General features: G+C 72.5%; 18 protein-coding genes. 7 read left to right on the top strand and 11 right to left on the bottom strand.

What is annotated here, in order from left to right; genetic code table 11:
- Positions 1 to 15: 15 nt before the first annotated feature.
- Both AB0F72_RS26685 and AB0F72_RS26680 read right to left on the bottom strand, forming a co-directional pair.
- The gene (locus tag AB0F72_RS26685) at positions 16 to 939 is read right to left on the bottom strand and encodes a universal stress protein (RefSeq protein WP_360436264.1); all 924 of its coding nucleotides are present in this window, start codon (positions 937 to 939) and stop codon (positions 16 to 18) included.
- Entirely contained in the window at positions 936 to 2387 is a 1452-nt protein-coding gene (locus AB0F72_RS26680; protein ID WP_360436262.1) for an amino acid permease, read from the bottom strand. The genes AB0F72_RS26685 and AB0F72_RS26680 overlap by 4 nt, the downstream gene beginning before the upstream one ends.
- Positions 2388 to 2642: 255 nt before the next feature.
- Between AB0F72_RS26680 and AB0F72_RS26675 the strand changes: the two genes are divergently transcribed.
- Positions 2643 to 2993 (top strand): STAS domain-containing protein, encoded by a 351-nt coding sequence (locus AB0F72_RS26675; RefSeq protein WP_360436260.1) that lies wholly within the window; start codon positions 2643 to 2645, stop codon positions 2991 to 2993.
- Here the strand turns inward: AB0F72_RS26675 and AB0F72_RS26670 are convergent.
- Genes AB0F72_RS26670 through AB0F72_RS26650 form a run of 5 tightly spaced genes read right to left on the bottom strand, consistent with a single transcriptional unit; the run spans position 2981 to position 12117 of the window.
- On the bottom strand, positions 2981 to 6247 hold the full coding sequence (locus tag AB0F72_RS26670; protein ID WP_360436258.1) for an AAA family ATPase: 3267 nt from the start codon (positions 6245 to 6247) through the stop codon (positions 2981 to 2983). The two genes, AB0F72_RS26675 and AB0F72_RS26670, sit on opposite strands and share 13 nt — an antisense overlap.
- 51 nt (positions 6248 to 6298) lie before the next feature.
- On the bottom strand, positions 6299 to 7561 hold the full coding sequence (locus AB0F72_RS26665) for a cytochrome P450 (RefSeq protein WP_360436256.1): 1263 nt from the start codon (positions 7559 to 7561) through the stop codon (positions 6299 to 6301).
- A gap of 35 nt (positions 7562 to 7596) precedes the next feature.
- Positions 7597 to 9807, bottom strand: a complete 2211-nt coding sequence (locus tag AB0F72_RS26660; RefSeq protein WP_360436255.1) for a glycoside hydrolase family 9 protein — start codon at positions 9805 to 9807, stop codon at positions 7597 to 7599.
- A 32-nt stretch (positions 9808 to 9839) separates the two neighbouring features.
- A complete protein-coding gene (locus AB0F72_RS26655) occupies positions 9840 to 11078 on the bottom strand; it encodes a hypothetical protein (RefSeq protein WP_360436253.1) in 1239 nt (412 codons plus the stop codon).
- Between the two features lie 16 nt (positions 11079 to 11094).
- Positions 11095 to 12117 carry an alpha/beta hydrolase-fold protein gene (locus AB0F72_RS26650; RefSeq protein ID WP_360436251.1) on the bottom strand — a complete coding sequence of 341 codons (1023 nt, stop codon included), beginning with the start codon at positions 12115 to 12117 and terminating at the stop codon, positions 11095 to 11097.
- 166 nt (positions 12118 to 12283) lie between these two features.
- On the opposite strand from AB0F72_RS26650, the gene AB0F72_RS26645 reads away from it, so the two are divergent.
- The 6 genes from AB0F72_RS26645 to AB0F72_RS26620 all read left to right on the top strand — a co-directional run bounded on the left by AB0F72_RS26645 (position 12284) and on the right by AB0F72_RS26620 (position 18897).
- Positions 12284 to 12733 carry a DUF5990 family protein gene (locus AB0F72_RS26645; RefSeq protein ID WP_360436312.1) on the top strand — a complete coding sequence of 150 codons (450 nt, stop codon included), beginning with the start codon at positions 12284 to 12286 and terminating at the stop codon, positions 12731 to 12733.
- On the top strand, positions 12730 to 15918 hold the full coding sequence (locus AB0F72_RS26640) for a DEAD/DEAH box helicase (protein ID WP_360436249.1): 3189 nt from the start codon (positions 12730 to 12732) through the stop codon (positions 15916 to 15918). Before AB0F72_RS26645 ends, AB0F72_RS26640 begins: the two co-directional genes overlap by 4 nt.
- Positions 15911 to 16708: a hypothetical protein gene (locus AB0F72_RS26635; protein ID WP_360436247.1), complete on the top strand. Its 798-nt coding sequence runs from the start codon at positions 15911 to 15913 to the stop codon at positions 16706 to 16708. The genes AB0F72_RS26640 and AB0F72_RS26635 overlap by 8 nt, the downstream gene beginning before the upstream one ends.
- Positions 16709 to 16721: 13 nt before the next feature.
- Complete coding sequence (locus AB0F72_RS26630) at positions 16722 to 17009, top strand: DUF6412 domain-containing protein (RefSeq protein ID WP_360436310.1); 288 nt, start codon at positions 16722 to 16724, stop codon at positions 17007 to 17009.
- A gap of 71 nt (positions 17010 to 17080) precedes the next feature.
- Complete coding sequence (yidC, locus tag AB0F72_RS26625; protein WP_360436308.1) at positions 17081 to 18022, top strand: membrane protein insertase YidC; 942 nt, start codon at positions 17081 to 17083, stop codon at positions 18020 to 18022.
- A 233-nt stretch (positions 18023 to 18255) separates the two neighbouring features.
- Complete coding sequence (locus AB0F72_RS26620; RefSeq protein WP_360436245.1) at positions 18256 to 18897, top strand: hypothetical protein; 642 nt, start codon at positions 18256 to 18258, stop codon at positions 18895 to 18897.
- A 69-nt stretch (positions 18898 to 18966) separates the two neighbouring features.
- On the opposite strand, the gene AB0F72_RS26615 is transcribed toward AB0F72_RS26620, so the two are convergent.
- The 4 genes from AB0F72_RS26615 to yaaA all read right to left on the bottom strand — a co-directional run bounded on the left by AB0F72_RS26615 (position 18967) and on the right by yaaA (position 25742).
- Complete coding sequence (locus AB0F72_RS26615; protein ID WP_360436243.1) at positions 18967 to 20388, bottom strand: SDR family NAD(P)-dependent oxidoreductase; 1422 nt, start codon at positions 20386 to 20388, stop codon at positions 18967 to 18969.
- An 88-nt stretch (positions 20389 to 20476) separates the two neighbouring features.
- Positions 20477 to 23908 carry an MMPL family transporter gene (locus tag AB0F72_RS26610; protein ID WP_360436241.1) on the bottom strand — a complete coding sequence of 1144 codons (3432 nt, stop codon included), beginning with the start codon at positions 23906 to 23908 and terminating at the stop codon, positions 20477 to 20479.
- A 37-nt stretch (positions 23909 to 23945) separates the two neighbouring features.
- A complete protein-coding gene (locus AB0F72_RS26605) occupies positions 23946 to 24794 on the bottom strand; it encodes a hypothetical protein (protein WP_360436239.1) in 849 nt (282 codons plus the stop codon).
- 159 nt (positions 24795 to 24953) lie between these two features.
- The gene (gene yaaA / locus AB0F72_RS26600) at positions 24954 to 25742 is read right to left on the bottom strand and encodes a peroxide stress protein YaaA (RefSeq protein ID WP_360436237.1); all 789 of its coding nucleotides are present in this window, start codon (positions 25740 to 25742) and stop codon (positions 24954 to 24956) included.
- Between the last annotated feature and the right edge of the window lie 61 nt (positions 25743 to 25803).

Genomic DNA, 25803 nt, shown 5'->3' with positions numbered 1-25803 from the left:
CACGCGATGCTGGGGTCAGGCGGCTCGGGGGACGACTATCAAAGGGCGGCGGGCGCGGCGGAGCAGCCGGCCGGAGACGCCGCCGAGCAGGACGCGCCGGGCCGGGCCGTAGCCACGGGAGCCGCAGAACAGGACGTCCACGTCGGTCAGTTCGGCCAGGGTCTCCACCACGTCGCCGGAACGCAGCGTCCACTCCACCGTCACGTCCGGCACGGACGCGGCGGCCTTGCGCAGCGCCTCCTCGTAGGTCTCCCGCGCGGTGTCCAGGAACGCCCGCTCGGCGTCCGAGCCGAGCAGGAACGGCCGGGCAGCGTCACCGCGCGCCACCACCGTGACCAGCAGCAGCGGGTCGCCGGTGCGCCGGGCCAGCCGGGCCGCCGACTCCAGGGCGGCCCGCCCGTCCGGGGTGTCCACATAAGCGACACCGATCCGCCCGCCGACCCGGGACTCCCCGGCCGGCGCCTCCGCCGCCGATCGGGTCATCCCGGCCGGGGCCACCGCGACCGGGCAGACGCTGCCCGCCAGCAGGCGTTCGGCAGTGCTGCCGGGAAACAGCCGCGACGCCGGGGCGGCCGCGCCGGAGCCGACCACCAGCAGCGCGGCGTCGCGGTGCTCGGCCAGGTCGTGCAGGCCGTGCGCCGCGGAACTGGACGCGAGCACCTGGTACTCCACGCCGGGCGGGTCGCCGAGCGCGGCCCGGGCACCGTCCAGGACCCGGTCCGCGGCGGCGCGCCGGTCGGCGATCCACTCGGCGTCCACCCGGCCCGAGCCGATCGCCGACGCCGCGGGCGAGACCACCGCCACGACCAGCGGAACCTCCAGGATCCCGGCCGCCCAGCGCCCGAGCGCCAGAGCGTCGGCGCTGTGCGCGCCCCCGTCGACGCCCGCGATCACCGGCCCGCTGCCCACCGGCCGGTCACTGACCGGACCCGGGCTCACGGCTGCTCCTCGCCGCGGGTCTCCGGGCGCTCCGGCGGGCCGGCCGGGTCGGTGGCGGCCTGGCGCAGGCGGGAGTGGCGGTAGCCGTAGAGGGCGTAGATGAGCAGGCCGGCGACGAGCCAGCCGATGAACCGGATCCAGGTGTCGAGCGGCAGGTCGGTCATCAGGTAGACGGCGAACAGGATGCCGAGGATCGGCAGCACCGGCGACCACGGCACCCGGTACGGCCGGGGCATGTCCGGCCGGGTCCGGCGCAGCACGATCACCCCGATGTTGACCAGCACGAAGGCGAACAGGGTGCCGATGTTGACCAGTTCCACGATGGTCCCGAGCGGGACCAGCGCCGCGAGGATCGAGATCAGGATGCCGAGGCCGATGGTGAGCCGGGCCGGGGTGCCGTACCTCTGATTGACCGCCGCCAGCCGGCGTGGCATCAGGCCGTCCCGGCACATGGCGAAGAAGATCCGGGTCTGGCCGTAGAAGATGACCAGAACCACGCTGGTGATCGCGACGACCGCTCCCAGGGCCAGGATCGCCGCCGCCCAGCCGATCCCGGCGCCCTCGTCGAGGGCCGCGGCGAGCGGCGCGTCGCTGCCGGCCATCTGTTCCGGCGAGGCGATGCCGAGCGCGCCGGTCACCGTCAGCACGTAGAAGAACGTGCAGATCACCAGCGAGCCGAGGATCGCCAGCGGCAGGTCCTTCGCCGGGTTGCGGGCCTCCTCGCTGCCGGTGGAGACAGCGTCGAAGCCGATATAGGCGAAGAAGATGATCGCCGCGGCCGAGGTCACCCCGTCGACGCCCTGCGGGGCGAACGGCTGGAAGTTGCCGGTGCTGAAGTTCGCGAACGCCACCACGATGAAGAAGACCAGCACCGCCAGCTTGATCACCACCATGACCAGGTTGGCTCGTGCGCTCTCGGTCACGCCGCGGACCAGCAGGAACGTGATCGCCAGGACGATGAAGACGGCCGGAAGGTTGAAGACGCCGCCGTCCTCGGGCGACTTCGCGATCGCGTCCGGCAGTGCGAAGCCGAACGCCGCGTCCAGGAACGCGTTCAGGTTGCCGCCCCAGCCGACCGCGATCGCCGCGACCGACACCCCGTACTCCAGGATCAGGTCCCACCCGATGATCCAGGCGACCAGCTCGCCCAGCGTCGCGTAGGCGTAGGTGTACGCGCTGCCGGAGACCGGGATCGACGAGGCCAGTTCGGCGTAGGAGAGCGCCGAGAACGCGCAGGCCACCGCCGCCAGCACGAACGAGAGGATCACCGCCGGCCCGGCCAGCGCGGCGCCCTCGCCGATCACCACGAAGATGCCGGTGCCGATGATGGCGCCGACCCCCATCGCGGTCAGCTGGGTGGAACCGACCGCCCGTTTCAGCTGCGCGTCCCCGGAGGTGTCGGTGATCAGCGAGCCCACGTCACGCACCGCGAAGATTCCCGGCTTCATCGCCCCTCCTCGTCCCCGCGGCCCCCGCCGCCGTGCCTGTCACGGTTACCGGCGATGCGCCGGCGCCGCAAGATGATCGGCGCGATGCGCCGAAATCGGTCGCCCGAGTTGCCGCGCGGCACGCTTCATGGGCGCAGAACACCATTGGCGTACGGGTTGTGCGCCGTGATCGCCGAACCACGAGGCAGCCTGCGAGGGCCCGTTGGGGGCGGTACCGTGAATTGATCGGGCACATCGCCCGGCTCGGAGGGTGGCATGGGCGAGGCCGTGATGACCACACGGCAACAAGCCGACGGCGCTGTCGTCGTCGAGATCCGGGGCAGCCTGGACACCGCCACCGTCGACGCGGTCCGCGGGGAGCTGCTGGTCGTCCTGCACCGCGAGCACCCCCGCACCCTGGTCGTCGACCTGATGTTCGTCACCTTCATGGATTCCACCGGCATCAGCGCGCTGGTGACCGCGCACGAGGCGGCGCGGGACGTGGGCGGCCGGGTGCAGGTGCGCAACCCGAGCGAGTTCGTCCACCGCCAGCTGCGCGTGACCGGCCTGTGCGACCTGTTCGGCCTCCCCTCAGGCCCGCCGAACTCCCGCCCCTACCGCTTCTGACCCGGCGAGTGAGCGATCGCCGCGCTGAAGTCGCTCCACAGCCGGTAGGAGGAGTGCCGCAGGCCGAAAGCGGCCTCCGGAAAGTGCCCCTCGTCCTCCCGTAGGGCGGCGGTCACCTGCTGAATCACGTCGGCGGCCGCCTCGGGGAGGCTGTCGGCGATCACGGCCTGATGGGGACTCGAAGCGGCCAGGTCGTCCTTGAACCGCCGGAACTGCGGACTGAACTCGTCGTCCTCGTAGTGAGCGAGGCATCTCAGGAGGATCGGACCGGTTGCCGTGCTCCGGTACCGCCGGACGTCCTGCAGCTCCGGGATGTCGTCCAGCAGGCTCGGGTACCGCGCCAGGTTGAGCAGGATCGCCGTGGAGTCGATCTCGTGGAGCAGGTCCAGCTCGACGATCAGGCGCAGGCACTGGTCGACGAGTTCCGGGCCTGCCTGAGTGCCGAGCATCATCCGCTCGAGGGCGTTGCCGATCAGTTCGGCCGTTCCCCGGCCGACCTCGCCGGGCGGAGCCGCGAAATAGCCGGAACCATCGCGTCCGGCGGTGAACGCGCAGATCGCCGCGAGCAGGGCCACGCCGGGATCTCTGTCGTCATCGACCCAGACGTCGTCGACGAAGATGAGGCCGAACTTGAGCCGGGCGCGCGCCGCGGCGTCGTCGATCAGGCAGGCGTGCCGGTAGTCCGCCATCGGCGGGGACACGGTTCCGGTGCTCACCACGAGGTCGTCGTTCCGCCGGTCGAGCACGCCGAGGACGGCGTGCCAGCCGTCGACGGCGAGCCCGGACTTCCAGAGGCTCACCGTCGACGCCCACTCCTCGGCGCTGGTCGCGACGTCGCCGAGGGGCGTCCCGGACTCCGCCACGGCGACGCGGAGCAGGACGAGGTTGGCGGAGTAACACGCGAGCCGGCGGACGAGATCGGGCGGTGTGGGGCGGTAGGACCCGGAAGCGCCGGGTGCGGCCCGTACCCGGTAGTTCCGGGCGAGGAAGGTGAGAACCCGGGTGACGTCGCCCTGTTCGCGCGCGTCGAGGTCGGCGAACAGGTCGAGGAAGAAGCCGACGATCGACGCCCGGGCGGCGATCGGTTGGTGTGAGAGCAACGTGGCCAGCTGGGTGTCGTCGGGATCCCGCTCGCGGCGGGAGGAGTAGGCCGTGTCGGCGACGTCGCGCAGTTCTTCGAGGATCCGGTACGCGACCAGGTACTCCCCGAACGTGGCGTGCAGAAACTCGTAGGATCGCCGTTCGCGTCGCCGAGCCGACGTGTCTCCCGCGCCGAGCACCGTCGCCTCGGCGGTGTGCACGAAGAAGAACTCGCCGAGCAGCCGCTGCCCCGGTTCTTCGCCGTCGAGCGGATCGGCGCCCTGCAGCGCGGTGAGGTCAGCGCTCAGCTCGATCTCCATGGTGTTCTGCCGGCCGCGGTTGAACATGGCGAAGGCGGCGACGCAGAGCCGTTCGATCTTGGCGTTCACCGCCGTGCGCAGGCGTTCGTCCGCGAGCGTGCCCTCCTTGAGGACCTCGCGCCGGGCGAACGATGCGATGATGTTCTGATACAGCGCGGTCCGGGAGATCCCGCCGGTGAGCGGTTCGGCCTGGGGGTCGGCCGAGTAGAGCGCCAGGATCAGCAGGAGCAGCGGCTGGCAGGCGAGCTCGCGCTGACCGAGCGCGACCTCTGCGGAGAGGCCGCGCACCAGGCCGGCGGCGATGGGAACCGCGTTCGTCTCGTTCCACTCCCGGAGCCAGCGCTTGATCTGCTGGTCGTCGAAGTCGTCCAGCTTCAGCACGGTGGTGCCCGCCGGGATGTCGACGCGGTCCGCCACGACCGTACGGGACGTGACGATCACGATGGCGGGGCGGTCCTGCTCGGCCTCGACCCGCTGGAAGTCCGTCACCTCCTGGAGGAACCCGCTGCGGTCGTGCTGGGAGGCCTGGAGCAGCTCGTCCAAGCCGTCCAGAATGATCACCCGGATGGTGTCCACGCTGGTGTCCGCGAGATCCGCCCACGCCACCCGCCGGTTGGTCGACCGGTCGAGGGCCTGCTGGATCTGGTCCACGACGGTGGCGTTGGCGCTCACGGCGCGCAGCGGCACGAGGGTGACCGTGTAGTCGGAGACCGGGAGTCGTGCGGCCAGGACCCGCATGAGCATCGACTTGCCGGCACCGGGATGCCCGAGCAGCAGCAGCGGCAGGCTCGTCGCCCGCGGGGCGAGCGCGTACCCGGCCAGCCAGACGTCGAGGTCGTCGTGGCGGGGTTGATGCTGCCACCACGTCTCGTCCGTGACCGGTGTCCGTGGGTCCATCTCCGTCACGCGGTAGGACGGAGCCACGAACGCGTTGCCCACCGTGGGCAGCACGACCGGACCGAGGTGCCGGGCCTCGGCCGGGTTGATGATCCGCTGGTCCAGCTGGGACCGGTTGGCTCGTGCGATGACGGCCTGCGGCTCGGGTTGCCGGACCGGTGTGCTCGCCGTCGCGGCCAGCGTGAGCAGAGCCTCCACGCGGGCCAGGCCGTCGTGCTGGTGGCCGAGCTCATCGGTCAGCGCGGAGATCGCGTACTGGGTCGCGGCGTGCTCGTCCAGCGACGCCCAGATCCGGAACTCCGGCACGGCAGCGGCCAGGGCGACGTAGTTCTCCCGGTATTTTTCGGCGGCGAGCTCGTCGAGATCGGGGTCCAGCGCCGCCCGGTGCCAGGCGTTGAGACCCTGGAGGAACGACTCGGTGCGCTCCGCCAGCGCGTGGTACCAGGTGCGGATGGCGCTCTCGGTCGCGGCGAAGCCCTGCCCCGGGCCGGGCGCGGGCACCTCGGCCTCGTAGAGGGCGCGCAGCAGGCCGGTGTGCGGGCCGAGGGCGACGGTCAGCTGCTCCCGCTCGGTGATCTTGAGCGCGGCGTAGGCGCGCTCACCCACGGCCTCGCGCAGCACCTGGAAGAACGACGACACCACGACGGTGGTGTGTGCGGCGGCAACCAGTTCCCGCCGTCTCCGGGTGGGTGCTGTGCCGAGCCCTTTCCGGAACGCGGCGTGCAGGTCGCGGAGCAGACCCATCGCCTCGTTCTTCTGGTCGACCCAGCCCCAGAACGGCGCCACCGCCGCCAGCGGAGCCGCGGCGGCCGGGCCGAGCGTGGCGACTGCCGTCGCCACGCCGGAGACCAGGACGACGCCGCCCAGCACCTTGCTGAGCCGGGAGTACTTCGACGGGTCCTGCGCGCCCAGGATGTCGAGCGCGCCGCTGAACGTCAGGCTGGGTTCGCGCCGCATAGCGCGCGATCCTATGTCGCCCGGGCACTCAGGTGAACTGTCCGATAGCTGTCAGTGAGGGGCGAGCAGTCGCCCGCCGGCGCGGACCGGGAAGGAGATCGGGCCTCGGATCAGGGTGGCGTTGCGGCGGCGGATCGGGCCGGCGCGGCGCAGGTCCGGCACGCGCTCGGCGAGGCGCTGGAGGGCGATCGCCGCCTCCAGGCGGGCCAAGGGCGCGCCGACGCAGTAGTGGATGCCGCTGGAGAAGGCCAGGTGCTCGGCCTCCGGCTCGCGGTGCAGGTCGAACTCGCCGGGCCGGGAGAAGATCGACGGGTCGCGGTTCGCGGCGCCGAGCAGGGTGATGACGAACTGGCCCGGACGGACCGTCCGGCCGCCGACCTCCATCTCCTCGGAGGCGCACCGCGCGGTGCGCTGCACCGGCGGGTCCCAGCGCAGCGTCTCCTCGACCGCCTTGCCGGCCAGGCCGGCCGGGTCGGCGCAGAGGTCGGCCCACTGGGCCGGGTGGTCGAGCAGGGCGTTGACCGCGTTGCCGATCAGGTTGACGGTGGTCTCGAAGCCGGCGACCAGCAGCAGCCGGCACATCGGCAGGATCTCCGCGGACTGGATCTGGTCGCCCTCGGCGGCCAGGATCCGGGAGACCGCGTCGTCGGCGGGTTCCCGGCGGCGCAGCGCCAGCAGGTCGGCGAGCACCGCGTCGAGGGCGCCGCTGGCCTGCTGCAGCCGGGCGGCGTGACGGAGGCTGCGGATGCCGTCGAGGGCGCCGCCGATGACGGCGCCGTGCTCGGCGAAGCGGGCGGCGTCGGCGTCCGGCACGCCGAGCAGGTCGGTGATGACGGCGATCGGCAGGGGCGCGGCGAACGACGGGACGAGGTCGAACGTACCCCCGGACAGGGCTTTGTCGAGGAGGTCGTCGACGGTCCGCTCGATCAGGGGGCGGTAACCGGCGATCTCGCGGGGGCTGAACGCCGGCTGGGCGACACGGCGCAGCCGGGTGTGCTCGGGCGGGTTGCGGTCCAGGAACGACATGTCCAGGGCGTCGCCGGGTGCGCCCGGGCCGTTGATCTCGGCCGAGCGCACCACGAAGCGCCGGTCCCGCAGCACCGCGTCGCAGATCCGGTACGACGCGGTGACGTAGTTGCCGAGGCGGGTGGCGACCAGGTCGCCACCCGCCCGGACCCGGTCATAGATCGCGTACGGGTTGTCGCGCCCCGGCTTCAGGTGGAGCCGGGAGAGCGGGTCGCGCCGCACGTAAGCGTGGTACACGGTGTCGAACCGTTGCCGGTACAGCGCGGCGGCGAATCGAAGAGCCTGCATGGAGCCACCCCCTTTTGCAAGGAGGGTAGGACGCGTCAGGCCGTCTCGGCTACGTATGCGCTGATCCAGGCCAGCGCCGCGTTCCAGTTGATGGTGAGCTCGTTGGTGGCCCAGGAGCCGATGTCGTCGATGTAGCAGAACTGGCCGACGCAGCCGGTCAGCTTGGCCTGCGCGACGGGGTCCTGGATCGACGAGTTGGGCCCGCCGGAGAGGGTGCCGGCCGGCGGGTGCGGCAGCGACGGGTCGAGCTGCGCGGCGTACCAGCGGCTGTGCTGGTTCTGCGAGCTGACCTCGCCGTACCCGGTCACGTAGGAGATGTTCAGGGCGTTGCGGCCGAACAGGTAGTCGATGCCGGTCAGCACGCCGTCCCGGTACCGGTCCCGGCCGGTGATCTTCTCGGCGGCGGCGATCACCACCAGGTTGTTGGCGATGATGCTGCTGGAACCCCAGTCCCACACGTTGTTCGCCGGCGCGTAGGCCACCCCGTAGCCGTGCCCGCGCTGGACCGCGAGGTACTCCTCGGCGCCGCGGACCACCGAGGCGCGCACCGCGGCGCGGCCGGGCAGGTTGTTCGGGGTCAGCGCCAGGTCGATGCGGGCGGCCGCGGCGGTGGCGGCCCAGTCGAACGCGACCGGCCCGAACACGTCGGCGGTGTGCTCGGGGGAGCGCAGCACGTCGTCGCGGTACTGGCGCTCGCCGGTGGTCAGGTAGAGCTCGGCCGCCGCCCAGTAGAACTCGTCGGTGACCTTGTCGTCGTTGTAGGCGCCTCCGCCGACGCCGTCACTGGCCGGGGCGTACCGGATCGGGTTGTCCGTGGCGGCCCGGTAGGCGGTGCGCGCCGCGGCGAGCGCGCGTTTCGCGAAGGCCGGGTCGAACGGCTTGTAGAGACGCGCCGCCTGCGCCGCTGTCGCGGCGACGTTCAGCGTCGCGGCGGTGGAGACCGGGTGCAGCTCGCGCGGCTGGGGATCCAGGTGGGGCAGCAGCGGGAGACCGGTCCAGGCCGCGTCGTGGATCTTGTGGTGGACCATTCCGGCGTACGGGTGACCGGCCGGCACCTGCATGGACAGGAGGAAGTCGAGTTCCCATCGTGCCTCGTCGAGCAGGTCGGGCACCCGGTTGCCGCTCTCCGGGATGGCCAGGTTCACCGTCCGGGAGCCGCGCAGGTGCTCGTACTCGCTGAGCAGGCCCCAGACCGAGATGCCGCCGTTGACCACGTATTTGCCGTGGTCGCCGGCGTCGTACCAGCCGCCGCGCACGTCCAGGGTGTAGTCGCAGACGCCGGGCTGGCAGGGCACCGCGCCGTCGCCCTGGTTCGGGGCGACGTCGACGTGACCGGCCGGGCGGGCGTAGCCGGGGCGCAGGTCGTCGCGGATCTCGATGCCGCTGCGCTGGGTGTAGTAGAGCTTCAGGGCGTCGGTGCGCAGGTTCCGGTACGGCGTCGCGCTGATGTCGAACGGCCGGGACGTCTCGCCGTCGGCGGTGAGGGTGAGGCCCGTGGCGTGCCGGCGGTAGCCGCTGAAGTCGATGGTGTGCACGTTCTGCCCGGACGACTCGTCGAGGCCGTGCGGGGTCGTCGTGCCGGTCTTCACGACCTTTCCGGATCCGTCCGTCAACTGCCAGGGCAGCGGAGTCGTCGCCGCGGTCACCAGCGTCGCGTTCTTCGGGCCGTCCTTGAGGTAGGCGACCTGGTTGACCCGGACCCGGGGACCGGTGTCCGGCTCGTAGACCTCCGGCGGTACCCCGCCGACCAGGCTGACGTCGTCCACGCAGAACCGCCACGGGTCCGGGCTGCCGCCGACCTGGAAGGCGACCTGCGCCTGCGCGGTGGAGGTGTTCGCGGTGAACGTGTACTCGTAGTGGGTGCGGTCGCCGCTGAGGATCGGCGACTGCTCGAAGTAGGTGTCGTAGGGGCTTACCGCCAGCCCGGTGACGGCGCGGACCACGTGGCCGGCGCCGCCGGTGGCGTCGAAGCTGAACCGGTAGTTCTCGCCGGCGACGAGGTCGATGTCGTTCTGGCCGATCGCCACGTCCCAGCGGTTGGTGGTGCCGCCGGGCACGTCGATGCAGGCCTGGCCGCCGTCGAGCGCGATCGGCGATCCGGCGGTGGACCAGAACGGGTCGGCGGTGCCGTCGAAGCCACCGTTGACGACCTGTTCGACCTCGTCGGCGAGGGCTGGCGCCGCGGCGCCGACGGTCAGGAGAACGGCCGTGAGGCCGATGATTCGGGAGCGCTCCCAAAGAGACATGCACCTATGTTCATTGCCGGGGTGTTACCGCGTCAACGGTCCTGGTCCCGGATCCATGCGTCGATCAGGCCACCGAAGTGCGCCAGGAACTTCTCGTGCTCGTGCACCGGGTACATCGCGCGGACCGTCTCGCGCAGCAGCGAGCGGAACTCCTCGGAGGTCACCCAGTCGTAGACGATGTCGTCGAGGTTGCCCAGGTGCTTGGCGCAGAACTCCTGGTAACGGTCCACCTCGAAGTAGTCGTCGGCGAGTTTGCGGTAGCCGTCGAGCTTGTCGGCGTACGACAGGGAGGTGTCGTCCGCAATCGCGAAATACTGGGACGTGTCGGTGTCCAGCCGGGGCTTGCGGCCGGTCACCACGCAGAAGACCGTCCAGCGCAGCAGGGCGGTCATCGCCCACGGGAAGTAGTAGTGCAGCGAGGTCAGCGCGACGTCCGGGCAGGCGTTCGCGTAGTCGATCGGGTGCACCTGGTCGCCGCGCACCAGCGTCTCGCAGCTGTTGAACTCCCACCGGAAGAACGCGTTGACCAGGCGGGAGATCGTCACCACCTCGTCGCCCGCGGACGGCGACAGGAAGTTGTGGTCCACCTCGTACCGGGCGTGCATCGGCTGGTCCGGCCGGAACTTCATGACCATCGTCTCCGGGCCGATGCTCAGGCTGCGGGCGAACACGTCGTAGTCCTCGATCGAGGACTGCAGGTGCATGAGCCGCTCACCGGAGGCGTCGTACGCGGCGTGCAGCTCGATCTCGTTCCGGATTTTGGAGACGCCGACCCAGGCGCCGCCGTCGTACGGTTTCATCCAGAGCGGGTAGCCGACCGCCGCGGCCGTCGCCTCCAGGTCGAACGGCCGGTTGTACCGCGCCGCCGTGTACGCCCAGCGGGAGTTCTCCAGCGGGTTCTTGAACGGCACCAGCACCGTCTCCGGGATCTTCAGCCCGAGCCGCAGCATCGCGCAGTACGCGGCGTGCTTCTCCATCGACTGGAAGGTGAACGGGCTGTTCAGCAGGTACACGTCGTCCATCAGCGCGATCTTCTTGAGCCACTCGCGGGGGTGGTAGTACCAGTACGCCAGCCGGTCGATGACGAGCTCGTGCCGGGGCTTGTCCCGCAGGTTGAACGGCTCGATCGTCACCCGGACCGCGTTGGCCCGGTGCGTCTTGCCGTCCGGGCCGGTCACCAGGCCGACGCGGCGCAGCAGCGCCTCGTACGCGCGTGGCCAGTCGTCCTCGGTGCCCAGCAACATTCCGATGGTGTGCTCGACGTCGGCCACGGCCGCCTCCTTCAGATCACTCGGGCCAAACCCTGCGCAGCAGGGACGTCAGATGCGGGTCCAGGGCGTCCCGCCACCCCGTCCAGGTGTGTGCGTCAGGGTTCTCGGCGAATGCCACCGGATACCCCTGATCACGCAACGCATCCACCATGTCGCGGTTGTTCGCCAGGTTCTCCTCCGCCGCCCCGCAGGTGAGAACGGCCGGAACCGCCGGGCCGCGGCCGGCCCGCAGCACCTGGCCGGTGAACCGGACGATCCGTCCCCAGCGGGGAAAACCCGACTCCTGGCTGTCGTGCCGCGGCTGGAAGTAGCTGCCGGACTGCAGGAAGAGCCCGGCGAACCCGGCCGGGTGCCGGCGCTGCGCGTGCAGCAGGGCGAGCGCGCCGAGGCTCGCCCCGGCCCCGACCACCGCCGGGCTCTGCAGGTCCGCGCGGAGCCGCGGAATGATCTCGCCGGCCAGGGCCAGCGCGTACGCCGGGGAGGCCGAGTACCACTCGTCACGCTCACCGGGCGGCAGGAGCGCCAGATGGTACGGCGGAACCCGTCCCGCCCGGATCATCGCCGACGTGTACCGGGCCAGGCCGCCGAACCGCTCGTAGTCCGGCCCGTCGTGGGCGATCAGCACCCGGCCCCGGGCCGCGTCCGGCGTCTCCGGCGACCAGATCCGGATGTCGGCGGTGGCGCGCAGGCCCCGGACCGGCAGATGCAGCGACCGCCAGGTGCCGGCCTGGCCGTCGTGGTGCAGCCAGTCCGGCTCGGCGTAGTCCGGGTGGTGCACGACCGAGGATTCGCCGAAGCCGCCCGCGGCGTGCATCGGGTTGCCCGGATCGGTCACTGGCTCCCGGCTGCCGTCCGGGTGGGTCAGCTCGAACCGGTACTCGATCCGGTGGACCGCCGGGGCCGGCAGGGCGAGCTGCCAGCCGTCGCCGGCGAACTCCAGATCGGCGTGGCGGACCGACGAGAGCAGGCGGACCGCGGCGAGGCTCTTGGCGGGATCGGGGTAACGGAAGCGCACCGTGGCGCCGTCCCAAGCCTCCATGAACGCACCCTACTGCCGGGAGCGCCCGCGCGCCGGGCGTGTGCGGCGGCCCGGTCCCGCCGCGCGGGCGCCCGATCTCGCCGGGCGCTCGGCCGGCTTCGCCGCGCGGGCGCCCAGCCGGCGCGGGGAAATGTCGGAGGGGAGGCCTAGAGTCGTCGGCGTGCGGATGAGGATCGAGGGCCACGACCTGCCCGGCCGGCCCGGCGCCCCGCAGGCGGAGGCGCTCCGGCTGGGCGGGGTGCACGTCGGCGTGCAGCGCACGGCGGGTGGCCGGGCCGAGGTGGTGCAGCGGGTCCCGGTCTCGGCCGAGAGCGCGGTGTGGGAGCTCGACGTCGACGTCCGTGAGGTGGACGGCTGGATCGACGTGGGCGGCCCGTGGGTGCACGGGCGGCCCGGGCAGCGGTTCCTCTACCTGAGCTGGGGCGCGGTCGACGGCCCGGAGTTCGCGATGTTCCGGCGGGCCAAGCTGATGTTCGGTGACATCCCGGGCCCGCTGCTGCGCGCGGCCGCCGCGGGCGGGGGCGTCCTCGTCGCCCGGCTCGGCCTGACCGACGCGGAGGGCGGGCCGCGGTGCGCCCGGGTCCGCCCGCCCGAGCTGACCTGGGAGCTGGCGTGACCACCGGAACGGCCGCCGGCGCGGTCGCTGATCGGGATGCGGCGCCGGTGCTGGCCTCGGTGCGGGTTCTGCACGGTTTCGTCGGGCACGACGGCGGGTTGAACCTGTGGGCCGAGGACGGGTCGGCGGGGCCGGTGGCCGGGTCGGCGGGGCCGGTGGCCGGCTCAGCGACGGCCGGGAAGGGCCCGGCGCGCGGTGTCCCGGCATGGCACCCGTTCGCGGTGGCGGCGGGCGACCTGCCGGCCGGGGAGCCGCGGGAGGCCGCGACGCTGGTGCTGCCCTCGACGTCCGCCGGGCCGCTGGCGTCGCCGCAGCTCGGGATGCCGCCGCGGCGGGGTGCGGTCCGGGCGCGGACCTGGCGGGTGCCGGCCGTGACGGTGCCGTTCGCCGACCCCGACGTGGTGGCCGATTTCGACGGCCGGGTCGCGCCGTCGGCGGCCTGGATCGTGGAGCTGTGCGGGTTCGCGGCGAGCCTGGTGCGGCGCGGGCGGGTGCTGCCGGCGATCCGGATCGAGGGCGCGCGGCCGGCGGCGCACTGGCGGCCGGTGACGATCGGGGCGGACGCGGTTCGCCGGGCCGCGCTGCTGGAGACCATGCCACCGGCCTGCCGCGCCGAGGCCGCGGCGGCCACCGCCGGCGCAGCCCGCAGCGCCGTCGGCTCGGGCGGCGCAGCCCGCAGCGCCGTCGGCTCGGGCGGCGCAGCCCGCAGCGCCGTCGGTGCGGGCGGCGCGGCCCGGAGCGGCGGGGATCGGAGCAGCGCGGACCGGAGCGCGGCGGAGTTGTTCCGGGCGGCGCTGGATCGGCTGGTCGACGGCCTGGTCCGGACCCGGCTGGCAGAGGCCGGGATCAGCCTCGCCGACTACGGGTGGCTGGCCGCGCTCGGCGGGGAGCCGGAGTTCGAGGCCACGCCCGCGCTCGCCGACGAGCTGGCCGGGCGGCTCGACGCCTGGTTCGAGCAGGCGGCCCGGGGCGCCGAGGTGCGGGTCTGCTTCCGGCTCAGCGATCCCCGCGAGCACGAGCCGGTGATGCCGGCCGAGGTCCCGCTGCCCGAGGACGTCTGGCGGCTGGAGTTCCTGCTGCAGGCCACCGACGAGCCGAGCGTGCTGGTGCCGGCCGCCGACGTGTGGCGGGACACGTTCGCGCCGCTCAGCCGGTGGACCAGTCACCCGCAGGAGCGCCTGCTCGCCGGGCTGGGCCGGGCCGCCCGGCTCTACCCGGCGCTCGGCGAGGCGCTGCGCGACGCCCGGCCCGCCGAGATGCTGCTCGACACCGAGGCGGCGCACGGGTTCCTCAGCCATGCCGCGCTGCTCACCGAGGCGGGCTACGGCGTGCTGCTCCCCGCCTGGTGGCAGCGGCGGCCGGGGCTCGGCCTGTCGCTGGAGGTGCGCGGGCGCGATCCGGTCTCGACAGTGCTGCGGGATCGGGCCGTCGGCAAGAAACAGCTGGTGGACTACCGGTGGTCGCTCGCGCTCGGCGGGCGCACCCTGACCGAGCACGAGCTGGCCGACCTGGCCCGGGCCAAGGTGCCGCTGGTCCGGCTGCGCGGGCGGTGGGTGCACCTCGATCCGCAGCGGCTCGCGGCCGGGCTGGCGTTCCTGAGCCGGGGCGGCGGGACGATGACCGCCGGCGAGGCGCTGACCACGACGCGCCTGCTGCCACCGGAGGAGCTGCCGCTGCCGGTGACCGACGCGCGGGGGGAGGGCTGGCTCGCCGACCTGCTCACCGGGCGGCTGGAACAGACTCTTGAGCAGCTCGAACCGCCGGAGGGCCTGGGGACGGTGCTCCGGCCGTACCAAATCAGGGGTTTTTCCTGGCTTGCGTTCCTGGACGCGCTGGGGCTGGGCGCGTGCCTCGCGGACGACATGGGCCTCGGCAAGACGGTGCAGCTGCTCACGCTGCTGCTGCACCACCGGGCGGGTCCGGCGCTGCTGATCTGCCCGCTCTCGGTGCTGGGCAACTGGCAGCGGGAGGCGGAGCGGTTCGCGCCGGGGCTGCGGGTGCGGGTGCTGCACGGCGCCGACCGGGCCGATCCGCGGACCCTCGCCGAGGGGGCCGACCTGGTGCTCACCACCTACCAGACCGCCGTGCGCGACGCGGACGTGCTCGCCCGGATCGACTGGGACCGGGTGGTGCTCGACGAGGCGCAGCACATCAAGAACGCCGGCAGCGCCGCCGCGAAAGCGGTCCGCCGGTTCCCGGCCCGCAACCGGATCGCGCTGACCGGCACCCCGGTGGAGAACCGGCTCGCCGAGCTGTGGTCGATCCTCGACTTCCTCAATCCGGGGCTGCTGGCGTCGGCGCACACGTTCCGGGCCCGCTTCTCGGTGCCGATCGAGCGCTACGCCGACGAGGACGCCGCGGCCCGGCTGCGGCAGGCGACCCGGCCGTTCCTGCTGCGCCGCACCAAGAACGACGCGATGATCGCCGCCGAGTTGCCGAGCAAGCGGCACGTGCGGCACCTGTGCGGGATGACGACCGAGCAGGTCAGCCTCTACCGGGCGGTGCTCGACGACCTGCTCGCGCGGCTTGACGAGCCCGGCGACACGTGGCGCAAGGGCCTGGTCCTGTCCGCGATGACCAAGCTGAAACAGGTGTGCGTGCACCCGGCGCTGGCGTTGAAGGACAATTCGCCGCTGCCCGGCCGGTCCGGCAAGGTCGACCGTCTGGAGGAGATCGTCGACCGGGCGCTCGGCGCAGGGGAGAGCGTGCTGTGCTTCACCCAGTTCGCCCGGTTCGGCGGGATGCTCACCCCGCATCTGGCCGCCCGGTTCGGCGCGCCGGTGTCGTTCCTGCACGGTGGCACGCCGCGCGGCCGGCGCGACGCCATGGTCGCCGAGTTCCAGCAGGCCACCAGGCCGGGCATCTTCGTGCTGTCGCTGAAAGCCGGCGGCACCGGGCTGAACCTGACCGCCGCCAACCACGTGATCCACATCGACCGCTGGTGGAACCCGGCGACCGAGACGCAGGCGTCCGACCGGGCGTTCCGGATCGGTCAGCGCCGCGACGTGCACGTGCACAACCTGGTCTGTCTCGGCACCCTGGAGGAGAACATCGATCGGGTGATCGCCGACAAGGGCATCCTCGCCGACCGGGTGGTCGGCACCGGCGAGAGCTGGCTGAGCGCTCTCTCCACGAGCGAGCTGCGGGACCTGTTCACCCTGGCGCCGGAGGCCATCGTTGACTGATCTCCCGATCGCCTTCCTGGGCATGTTCGAGGCGCTGCGGATGGGCCCGACGTTCGCCCGTGGCCGCCGCGACGACCGAGCCGGGCACGTGCGCAGCCTGACCGTCTCGTCCAGTCTGGTCACCGCCCTGGTCCGCGGCCCGGACGACCCGGTCGCCTTCCGGTCCCGGATCGCGGTCCGCTCGTTCGGCGCCGCCGAGTGGGCCCGGGTGGAGAAAGCGCTGGTCAGCGAGGCGCGATACGTCGCCGACCTGCTCGGTGGCCGGATGCCGGACGGGATCGAGGCGGTCTTCGCCGGCGCCGGGCTCGGCCTGCTCCCGCTCTCGCTCGACGAGGTCGCCCTGGACTGCACGTGCGAACGCTGGCCGATGCCGTGCGTGCACCTGGCGGCGACCTGTTACGCCCTGGCCCGGACGTTCGAGGGCGACCCGTTCGAGGTGTTCACCTGGCGCGGGCGGTCCCGCGACGAACTGCTGATGCGGCTCCGCACGCTGCGGGAGTCGGCCGCGGTGGACGGGACGGCGCCGGCTCCGGCGTCCTCGTCCTCGTCCTCGTCCTCGCCCGAGGAGGAGCGGGAACCGGCGCGCCCGCTCGTCGACCCGGACGATCCGGCCGCGTTCTGGGGCGTCGATCCGCCGGGCACCGCCGTGCCGCTCGCCGGGGTCCGCCCGGACGCGCTGCTCGACCAGCTGGACGCCCCGCCGCTGAGCCACCACGGGCAGCCGATCGTGGAGGTGCTGCGCCCGGCGTACGCGGCGCTGCCGGAGACCGAGGTTGCGGACCGCGGCTAACGTGGCAAGCGTGATGTGGTGGGAAGCCCTCTGGCGCCTGGTCGGCCTGCTGACCGACGCCGGCTCCACCGCGCTCCTGACCGGTCCCAGCGCGCTCCTGGTCGGCGCGGCCGGCATCCTGCTGGTGGCCGTGCTCGCCGCCGGCCTGATGATCGACTTCCGCTCGGCGGCGAACCCGCTGGTCAGCCGCTCGGCGATGCGCGATCGTGCCCGCCGGGCCGGAGTGCCCCGCCATCGTGACCCGGACGCACCGGGACGCACCCGTCCTCGAGGACCCACCCCGCGGCCCGTGGCCGCCTGAGTTCCTTCCGCCTCGCGCGGCCACTGCCGGCTGTCCTGAAGTCCAGTGCGTCCGCAAGGGGTCCGCTCGTGATGGAACCTGTCTACACCACCATTTCCGCCATTCTTCTCTTCTGGCATGCCGCCTGGGAACGCCTGCTCGGCGACACCCTCGCCCTGGGCACCTCGTGGGCCTGGGTGCTCGGCATCGTCTTCCTCGTCCTCACCGTCCGGCTCGCGCTCTTTCCCGTGATCATCCGGCAGGTCCGTTCGCAGCGCGCCACCCAGCGCCTCCAGCCCCAGGTCAAGGCCTTGCAGGAGAAGCATCGAGGGGACCGGGAGACGCTGCAGAAGGAGCTCACCGCCCTCCTGGCGCGGGAGAAGGTCAGCCCGCTCGCCCAGTTCCTGCCGATGCTGGTGCAGATCCCGGTGGTGATCGGCCTGCTGCACGTGCTGCGCCACCTGCGCCCCGGCGTCACCAGCGAGGCGTCCCGCACCCTCTACGGCTGGACGCTCACCCAGTTCGACAGCGCGATCCACGCGAAGCTGCTCACCGCGCCGATCACCGCCGGGTTCAGCACCGGGGACCTCACCGTGAAGCTGGTCGCGGCCGTGCTGATCCTGGTGATGACCGTGACGACCTACCTCACCACCCGCCAGATGATCAACAAGTCGGGCCGGGCCGGGGACGGGCCGGCGCTGATCATGCAGCGGATCATGCTCTACGGCTTCCCGCTGTCACTGTTGATCTCCGGGGCGCTGTTCCCGATCGGCGTGGTCCTTTACTGGGTCACCCAGAACATCTTCGCGCTCGGCCAGCAGGCGTGGATCCTGCGCCGCTATCCGCTGCCGCCGGCCGCTCCGGCTTCGGCCCCGGCGACTCCGGCCCCGGCTGCGGCGGCCCGGACCGCTGCGGCCCGGACCGCTCCGGCTCCGGCCGTGAAACCGCTGGTCACGGCGGTTGCTCCGCCCAAGGTGGGTGTCAAGCCGGCCAGGCGTGACCGGCGGGGGTACGGGCGGAGCGCCGCCCGCTGACGCGGATTCCCGCGCTCTCATAGCGACGGCCGGGAATGCCGTCTCGATTTCCGTCCAATTCTCAGGCATCTCCCAGTCGGAACACTTTGCGGCGTTGAAAGGTGCGCCATTCATGGCTTTACGGACACCGAAAGGGTCATCCAAACGGTCAGCTTTCCCGGAAACGAACAGAACCGGATTGCGACCCGTGATGGGCTGACAGAGTCATAGCGATTTGTCCGAAAAGGTGTGAGATGAACAAGGTAAAGCGGATGGTGGCCCTCAGCAGCATGGGCCTCGCGGCCGGTGCGATGCTCGGCGCGGCCCCGGCTCAGGCGACGCCCGCCGCCCCGGGCAGCACCGGTTCCACCGTTGTGTCGGCGGACCCGCGCTTCGGCTCGTACGAGGTCGGCTACTTCCGCAGGGAGTGGCGTTGCTACCGGGCCGGCTTCACCGGTCAGCAGTGGGGAGCCTGGAGGCGCTTCGACTGCTACTGGAGCAGCAGGGCCGGAGCATGGGTCCTCGTCGTCAAGAGGAACTACTGGCGCTGGGACGAATGGCGCGGCGGCTGGCCGAAGGGCTGGGACGACAAGCCCGACCGCTACGGCAGGCCGTTCCAGGTCAGGGACGACCGCGGCGGGGACGACAACTGGCGCAACGGCATGGGCGGTGACGACATGCGCGGTCCCGGCGGCAACGACTTACGCGGACCTGGCGGGAACGACCTGCGCGGACCCGGCGGCAACGACCTGCGCGGTCCCGGCGGGAACGACGACTGGCGGAACGGCCAGGGCGACGACGACATGCGCGGTCCCGGCGGCGGCGGTAAAGGCGGCGGCGGCAAGGGCGGCGGCGGCAAAGGTGGCGGAGGCAAAGGCGGCGGCGGAGGCGAGTGACGTCTCAGCCCGGAACTGACGGTTCACTCCGCGCGCGGGCCGCGCCCTCGAGGGCGCGGCCCGCTCCCGTCACCAGGCGACCGGGGCGTAGTCCTTCAGGAAGCAGCCGTACACGTCCTCGCCCTGCTCGCCGCGGACGATCGGGTCGTAGACCCGGGCCGCGCCGTCGACCAGGTCCAGGGGAGCGTGGAAGCCCTCCTCGTGCAGGCGCATCTTCGTCGGATGCGGCCGCTCGTCGGTGATCCAGCCGGTGTCCACGCTGGTCATCAGGATGCCGTCGGCGAACATGTCGTCCGCGCTGGTGCGGGTCAGCATGTTCAGCGAGGCTTTCGCCATGTTGGTGTGCGGATGACCGGCGCCCTTGTAGCCGCGGTTGAAGATCCCCTCCATCGCTGACACGTTCACCACGTACCGGCGCGGGAACGACGACACGCGCATCGCCTGACGCAGCCGGCCGACCAGGATGAACGGGGCCGTCACGTTGCACAGCTGCACTTCCAGCAGCTCCAGGGGCTCCACCTCGTGCACCCGGTCGCTCCAGCTGTTCGTCGGCGTCGTGTCCGGGACCAGGCCGCCCGCGTCGATCGCCGTGGACCGTGCGGTCAGCGCCAGCGCGGTGATCTCCTGCGGGGACATGCCGCCGCCCGCGGTCAGCGCCGTCGCCGGGGACGCCGAACCGAGCGTGGCCGCGCCGCCGAAGTACTCCAGGGCCGGCAGCGGGCCGTCCGGCAGCGGCGCCGACTCGGCCGTCACCAGTTCGGCATACGCGCCGGGCGTACGCCGTACCGTCTGGGCCGCGTTGTTGATCAGAATGTCCAGTGGCCCGCGCGCCGCCACGGAATCGGCCAGACCCACCACCTGGGCCGGGTCCCGCAGGTCGATGCCGACCACCCGCAGCCGGTGCAGCCACTCCGCGCTGTCCGGCATCGCCGCGAACCGCCGGACCGCGTCATGCGGGAACCGCGTCGTGATCGTCAGATCCGCGCCGTCCCGGAGCAGGCGCAGGGCGATGTACATGCCGATCTTGGCCCGCCCGCCGGTGAGCAGGGCCGTCCGGCCGGTCAGGTCGGTACGCGCGTCCCGCCGGGCGTGGTTCAGCTCCGCGCACCGCGGGCAGAGCTGGTGGTAGAACGCGTCCACCACGGTGAACCGCTGCTTGCACACGTAACAGCCGCGCGCCTGCTTCAGCACTCCCGCGGTCGCGCCCCGCACCGAGCTGCGCAGCGGAATCCCCGCCGTCTCGTCGTCGATCCGCCCGGGCGCCCCGGTCGCGGTCGACTCGGTGACCGCCCGGTCGTTCGCCAGGATCGCCTCCCGGCGGTCCCGCCGCCGCTGCAGCTTCACCGTCTTGAACAGGCCCGCCGTGGCCCGCCGGACCTTCACCGCGTCGGGGTGCTCGGCCGGCAACGCCTCCACCTCGGCCAGGACGGCAAGGCAGACCGCGAGACGGTCCGGATCCACGCCCGTAGCGTTGTCGACACTGCCGGTCATTACCGCATCCCCCTTTGTTTCCACCGCAGGCACTGTACTTACCCGGCCGTCCTATCGGCCGCCGGTGGGACAGGGCAAGGGGTCCGGGTCACCCTTCCCCCCTCGGCTTGGCCGATTTCGGCTGATCCGCCAGGGTTTGCGGGCGCGGGGTGGGCGGCTTGGGTCCGCTGAGCCAGTCGTCGAGCGTCTGCGGGCGGGCGATGTGGGCCGGGTTCTCCGGCGCGGGGCCGGGCTCCGGGGACAGGTCGCCCAGCGTCTGCGGGCGCGGGCCGCTGAGCCACTCGTCCAGCGTCTGCGGGCGCCGGCCGGTTGCGGGCAGGGCACTGACGGGTACGGCGGTGCCGCTCAGCAAGTCGTCCAAGGTCTGCGGGCGGCGCGGCTCGGGGTCGGCAGTGACCGCAGGGGTGGCGGGTGCGCCGGGCGCGCCGGTCTCGGCGGGCTCGCGGGTCTGGTGGGGTTCGCGGGTCTCGGCGGCGGTCGCGGGTTCAGCCGGTTCGCCGGTCTCGGCGGCGGTCGCGGATTCAGCTGGTTCGCCGGTCTCGGCGGCGGTCGCTGGTTCAGCTGGTTCGCCGGCGTCTGCGGTCGCGGGTCCGGCGGCGGCGGTCGCGGGTTCGGCTGGTCCGGCGGCGGCGGCGGTTTCGGTCGGCTGCGGGGTGGCGCTGGGCAGCCATCCGAAGTCGTCCGATGTGGGGGCCGTCAGGATCGCGAGCCGTGGGTCGTTCCGCCAGGCGAACGGGTCCGGCACGATGGCGGCCACCGGTTCGGCGGCGACCTCGGCCCAGATCGCCTCGCTCTCGTCCGGCTCCGAGATCGCGAGGGACTCCGGGCCGTCCGAGGCAGAGGTGTCCTCTGAAATAGCGGGTTTCTCGGCGGGGGAGAGTTGCTCGGTAGGGGCGGGCTCCTCGGCGGGAGCGGGCTCCTCCTCGGCCGGCGGGGTCGCCTCCACGGCGGCAGCGATGGCCGGCGCCTCGGGCGACTCCGGCGCCGCCGGTGAGGTGGGCGCCGTGGCTTCCGGTTCGTTCGGCTCAGCGTCACCGGTGTGGGAAACGGCCATGGCGGCTACCCGTTCCTTCTCGGCCAGATAGTCCAATACGTCGTCATAGTCCAGTACGACCGTGTTGTTCTCGTCGACCGAGGTGTGCAGGACCAGGGTGTCGGCAGGCAGGTAATCGGCGAACGAGCGGTGCTCGGCGGTCCGGCCGGCGGGCAGGGCTGCCGCCGCGTGCCGGCCGGGCAGGGCGGTGGCGGCGTGCCGGCCGGGCAGCGCGGCCGCCGCGTGGCGAGGCACAGGGACGGCCGAGCCGATGTCCGGCGAACCAGCGCCCGCCGAGCTGTCCCCGGCCGAGCCGGCCTCCGCCGAGCCGGCCTCCGCCGGGTCGGCCCCCGCCGGGTCGGCAACGATCGGGTCGGTGGACTCGGCCGCGTGCTCGGCCAGGCCCGCGCGCTCCTGCAGGCGCCGCAGCGGCCCCGGCGCCCACCACGCCGCGTCGCCGAAGAGGGCGAGCACCGCCGGTACCAGCAGCATCCGGACCACCGTTGCGTCCAGCAGCAACGCGATGATCATGCCGACGCCGACGAAGCGCATCGTGGTCACCGAGGACAGGGCGAAGGCGCCGGTCACCACGATCAGGAGCAGGGCCGCCGCGCTGATCACGCGGCCGGTCCGGGTCAGCCCGATGGTGACGGCCTCGGTCGTGGTGGCGCCCTTGACCCGGGCCTCGACCATCCGGGAGAGCAGGAACACCTCGTAGTCGGTGGAGAGTCCGAACACGACGGCCGCCATCAGCACGACGATGCCCGCTTCCAGGGGCGCCGGCGTCACGTTCAGCAGGCCCGCGCCGTGGCCGTCCTGGAAGATCCAGATCAGGATGCCGAACGTGGCGGTGAGGCTGAGCGCGCTCATCACCACGGCCTTGATCGGCAGCAGGATCGAGCCGAACGCCAGGAACATCAGCACGAGCGTGGCGCCGGCCAGCAGCCCGATCATCAGCGGCAGTTTCGCGGCGATCGCGGCGATGCTGTCGACGTTGCGCGCGGTGGCGCCGCCGATCAGCACCTCGGCGCCGGCGGGCGCGGGCAGGGCGCGCAGGTCGTCGACGGCCTGGCGGGCGGCGGCGCTGAACGGGTCGGGGTCGGCGAGAGCGGCGTTGAGCACGAGAACGTCCCCGGCCGCGCCCGTCGTGGTCACCCCGGTGACCCCGGTGACACCCGCGACGGAATCCGAGAAGCCCGCGATGTCGGTCTCCTCCGCGGCCCCCTCCACCACGATCTGCACGCCACCGGTGCTGAACTGCGGATAGTCCGCCTTGAGCGTCTCGATCGCCACCCGGGACGGATCGTCCGACGGCAGCACCCGCTCGTCGTTCTCGCCGAACCGGACACCGCCGATCGGCAGCGCGAGCACCAGCAGCCCGGCCAGGATCGGCACGGCGAAGAGCACCGGCCGGCGCAGCACCGCCCCGGCGAGCCGGGACCAGCCGCCGCCCGTGGAGGATCGGGACGGCAGTCGTACCGGAAGCTTGTCCACGCGCGGGCCGAGGATGGCCAGGATCGCGGGCAGCAGGGTGAGCGACAGCAGCATCGCGAGGAAGACGGCGGCGAGGCCGCCGTAGGCGAGCGACTTCAGGAAGCCCTGCGGGAAGAGCAGCAGCCCGGCGAGGGCGGTCATCAGCAGGGTGGCGGAGAACAGGACGGTACGGCCGGCGGTGACGACGGTCCGCCGGATCGCCTCGGCGGTGGGGTGCGCGGCCTGCTCCTCGCGGAACCGGCCGACCATGAACAGGCCGTAGTCGATCGCCATGCCGAGCCCGAGCAGGCTCGCCACGTTGACGGCGAACGAGTTGACCTCGTGGGTGAGCGCGACAGTGTTCAGCACCCCGAGCGACCCGAGCACCGCGGCGCCGCCGACCAGGACCGGCAGGGAGGCGGCGACCAGCGAGCCGAAGATAAACAGCAGCAGCACCAGCACGATCGGCAGCGAGATCATCTCGGCGAAGACCAGGTCGTCGGCGGAGCGCTCGTTGGAGGCGTGCGAGAGCGGCACGCTGCCGGCCAGCTGCAGATCCGCTCCGGGTACGCCCAGGGACTCCTCGATCTCGGCGTAGGACGACATCTTCTCGGCGTCGTCCTCGCCGGCCAGGGTGATCACCGCGGCCGCGCTGGACCGGTCAGCGGCGGCGTACTGCGGCGCCTTGTCGTCCCAGTACGACGTCGTCGAGACGACGGCGTCGGACGGCAGCGCCCCGAGCCGCGCGGTGATCCGCTTGGCCAGCGCGGCGTCGTCGATCGTGCCCCGGTCCGGCGTGTAGATCGCGACGACGTCACCGCTCTGCCCGCCCAGCGCGGTGGCGACCACGTCGGCGGCCTGCGCCGATTCGCTGTCCGGGTCGCTGTAACCACCCTCGGTGAGCCGATCGAACACCCCGAAGCCCCAGACGCCCGCGCCGAGCACCGCGACGAGCGCGACGACCAGCACTGACCATCGAAGGCGGGCGACCCGCGATCCCCAGCCCGCGAACACAAGCTCCCCTTCCGGAACCGAACTAAGTTAACGCAGGTCAGCTCAGTGTCGCGGCCTGCAGCGCGACCCCGCCGCAGCCCTCGGTGAAGGACTCGTCGGTGATCCACTTGATGGAGATCTTGCCAGTATCCGAAGCGGTGTAGCTCACCGTGTAGACGGCTGTCTCCATCGACGTGCCGGTCTGCTCCCAGCTGTCCTTGACGACCTTGCCCCCGGTGGAGAGCCGTACCTCCAGCGATCCGCTCCCGGAGACCAGGCCGACGTAGAGCCGCAGGGTGCTGTCCCGGGTGCCGGCCGGCGCGGAGAGCGTGAAGCCGCTGCCGGCGTCGCAGGCCCGGACGCCGCTGGTCACGCCGGACGCCTTGGCGAGCGGGCTGCCGCCGGTCCAGCGGTAGGTCTCCGGGCTCACCGCGTGCCGCACGCGGGACGGATCGGGTGTGCCCTCGAGGATCGCGAAGCCGCCGTTCGTGTTGCGTTCGAGGGCGTAGGTGCCCTGCTCGCCCCAGTGCACCCAGTCGATAGTGCCCTCGGCGGTCAGGTCGACCCGCTCGGGAACCGTGGAGCGCTCGATCGCGACGGTGTCGACCGGCGCGAAGCTGGGCGACGGCGACGGGCTCTGTAGGGGGATCGGCAGCTGGGCGGCGTTCGGATCACCGAGCCCGCCGAGCGCCGGCGCGGTGCCCGCGGGCCGCGGCTCGTCGCCGCCGCGGGTGACCACGACCAGCCCGAAGGCGATCACAGCGATCACGCCCAGGAAGATCACCAGGCCGGGAGCGGCGTACTCGCGCCATGACCGCTTGTCGGCGAGCAGCATGGCGGGCACGTCCGGCTTGCGCCGGAGCACCAGTTCCTTGCCAGGTTGTTCCGGTGGCGTCCGATCGGACAAGGGTCCTCCGGATCAGGCGTTCGTGAGAGGGGGCACGCCTCCCGGCCGAGGCCGCGCGGCGATAAACGATCTCATCTACCGGGGCCGGAGTGAAGAGTGGGAGCCGTCACCGGACGAACGGACGATCAACGACCTCGGCGATTCGGCGGAGATTCCCGGTCAGAGGTCGCTGACCACGACGTCGAGCTGCCGCGGCCGGCCCTCGGGCGCGGGCCGCTCCTCGACCGTGAACTTCAGGTCGCGCAACGCCACGACCAGCTCGTCCACCGTCCCGGGCGTGGCGCGATCCTCGGCCAGCGCGCGGACCAGCCGCCCCTTCGTGGCCTTGTTGAAGTGGCTGACCACGGAGCGTTTCGCCACTCCGCCGACCAGACGCTCGTGCAGCACGCGCACCTGCGCGCTCTGCGCTCCGGGCGCCCACATCGCCACATAGGCCCCGGATCGCAGGTCCAGCACGGGTCCGTCCAGGCGGTCCAGCGCCGGCTTCAAAGCCTTCTTCCAGTACGGGGTGAGCCCGCCCACCTGCGGCAGGGTGACGCCGATCGAACACCGGTAGGCCGGGATCCGGTCACCGAGGCGCACCACGCCCCACAGCCCGGAGAAGACCACCGCCCGGGAGTCCAGCCATGCGCGCGACTCGGGGCCCAGCCCGGCCGGGTCGAGGGCCTCGTAGAGCACCCCGGTGTAGACCCGCGCGGCCGGGGCGGCCGGCGCGGTGGGCAGCCCCGCGTTGCGGGTGATCTCGTCGCGCTGGCCGGTGCTGAGCCCGAGAACGGTGAGGGAGTCGGCCACCGACCGCTCGCTGCTGCGCTTGCAGAGGGCGACGAGACGGTTGAGCACCCGGGTGCGGGCGGCGGCGAGCTCGGGCAGCCAGAGGGTGGCCGGGTCGACCGGCTCACCCGCGGTGGCGGGGGTCTTGCCCTCGGACGGCGGCAACAGGATCAGCACGCCGCGAGACTATCCGGCGGGCGGCGCCGGAGGCCGGACGGAGTGATCGGTCGCTCAGCAG

It is taken from the genome of Actinoplanes sp. NPDC023936, assembly GCF_040639325.1.
Classification (GTDB): Bacteria; Actinomycetota; Actinomycetes; order Mycobacteriales; family Micromonosporaceae; genus Actinoplanes.
This window is presented reverse-complemented; position numbering and strand designations above follow the sequence as displayed.

Coding starts and splice junctions, on each gene's coding strand:
- AB0F72_RS26620 (WP_360436245.1), top strand. CDS start 18,256: ATGAACAAGGTAAAGCGGATGGTGGCCCTCAGCAGCATGGGCCTCGCG.
- AB0F72_RS26665 (WP_360436256.1), bottom strand. CDS start 7,561: ATGCAGGCTCTTCGATTCGCCGCCGCGCTGTACCGGCAACGGTTCGAC.
- AB0F72_RS26660 (WP_360436255.1), bottom strand. CDS start 9,807: ATGTCTCTTTGGGAGCGCTCCCGAATCATCGGCCTCACGGCCGTTCTC.
- AB0F72_RS26675 (WP_360436260.1), top strand. CDS start 2,643: ATGGGCGAGGCCGTGATGACCACACGGCAACAAGCCGACGGCGCTGTC.
- AB0F72_RS26615 (WP_360436243.1), bottom strand. CDS start 20,388: ATGACCGGCAGTGTCGACAACGCTACGGGCGTGGATCCGGACCGTCTC.
- yidC (WP_360436308.1), top strand. CDS start 17,081: ATGGAACCTGTCTACACCACCATTTCCGCCATTCTTCTCTTCTGGCAT.
- AB0F72_RS26680 (WP_360436262.1), bottom strand. CDS start 2,387: ATGAAGCCGGGAATCTTCGCGGTGCGTGACGTGGGCTCGCTGATCACC.
- AB0F72_RS26650 (WP_360436251.1), bottom strand. CDS start 12,117: ATGGAGGCTTGGGACGGCGCCACGGTGCGCTTCCGTTACCCCGATCCC.
- AB0F72_RS26670 (WP_360436258.1), bottom strand. CDS start 6,247: ATGCGGCGCGAACCCAGCCTGACGTTCAGCGGCGCGCTCGACATCCTG.
- AB0F72_RS26630 (WP_360436310.1), top strand. CDS start 16,722: ATGTGGTGGGAAGCCCTCTGGCGCCTGGTCGGCCTGCTGACCGACGCC.
- AB0F72_RS26645 (WP_360436312.1), top strand. CDS start 12,284: ATGAGGATCGAGGGCCACGACCTGCCCGGCCGGCCCGGCGCCCCGCAG.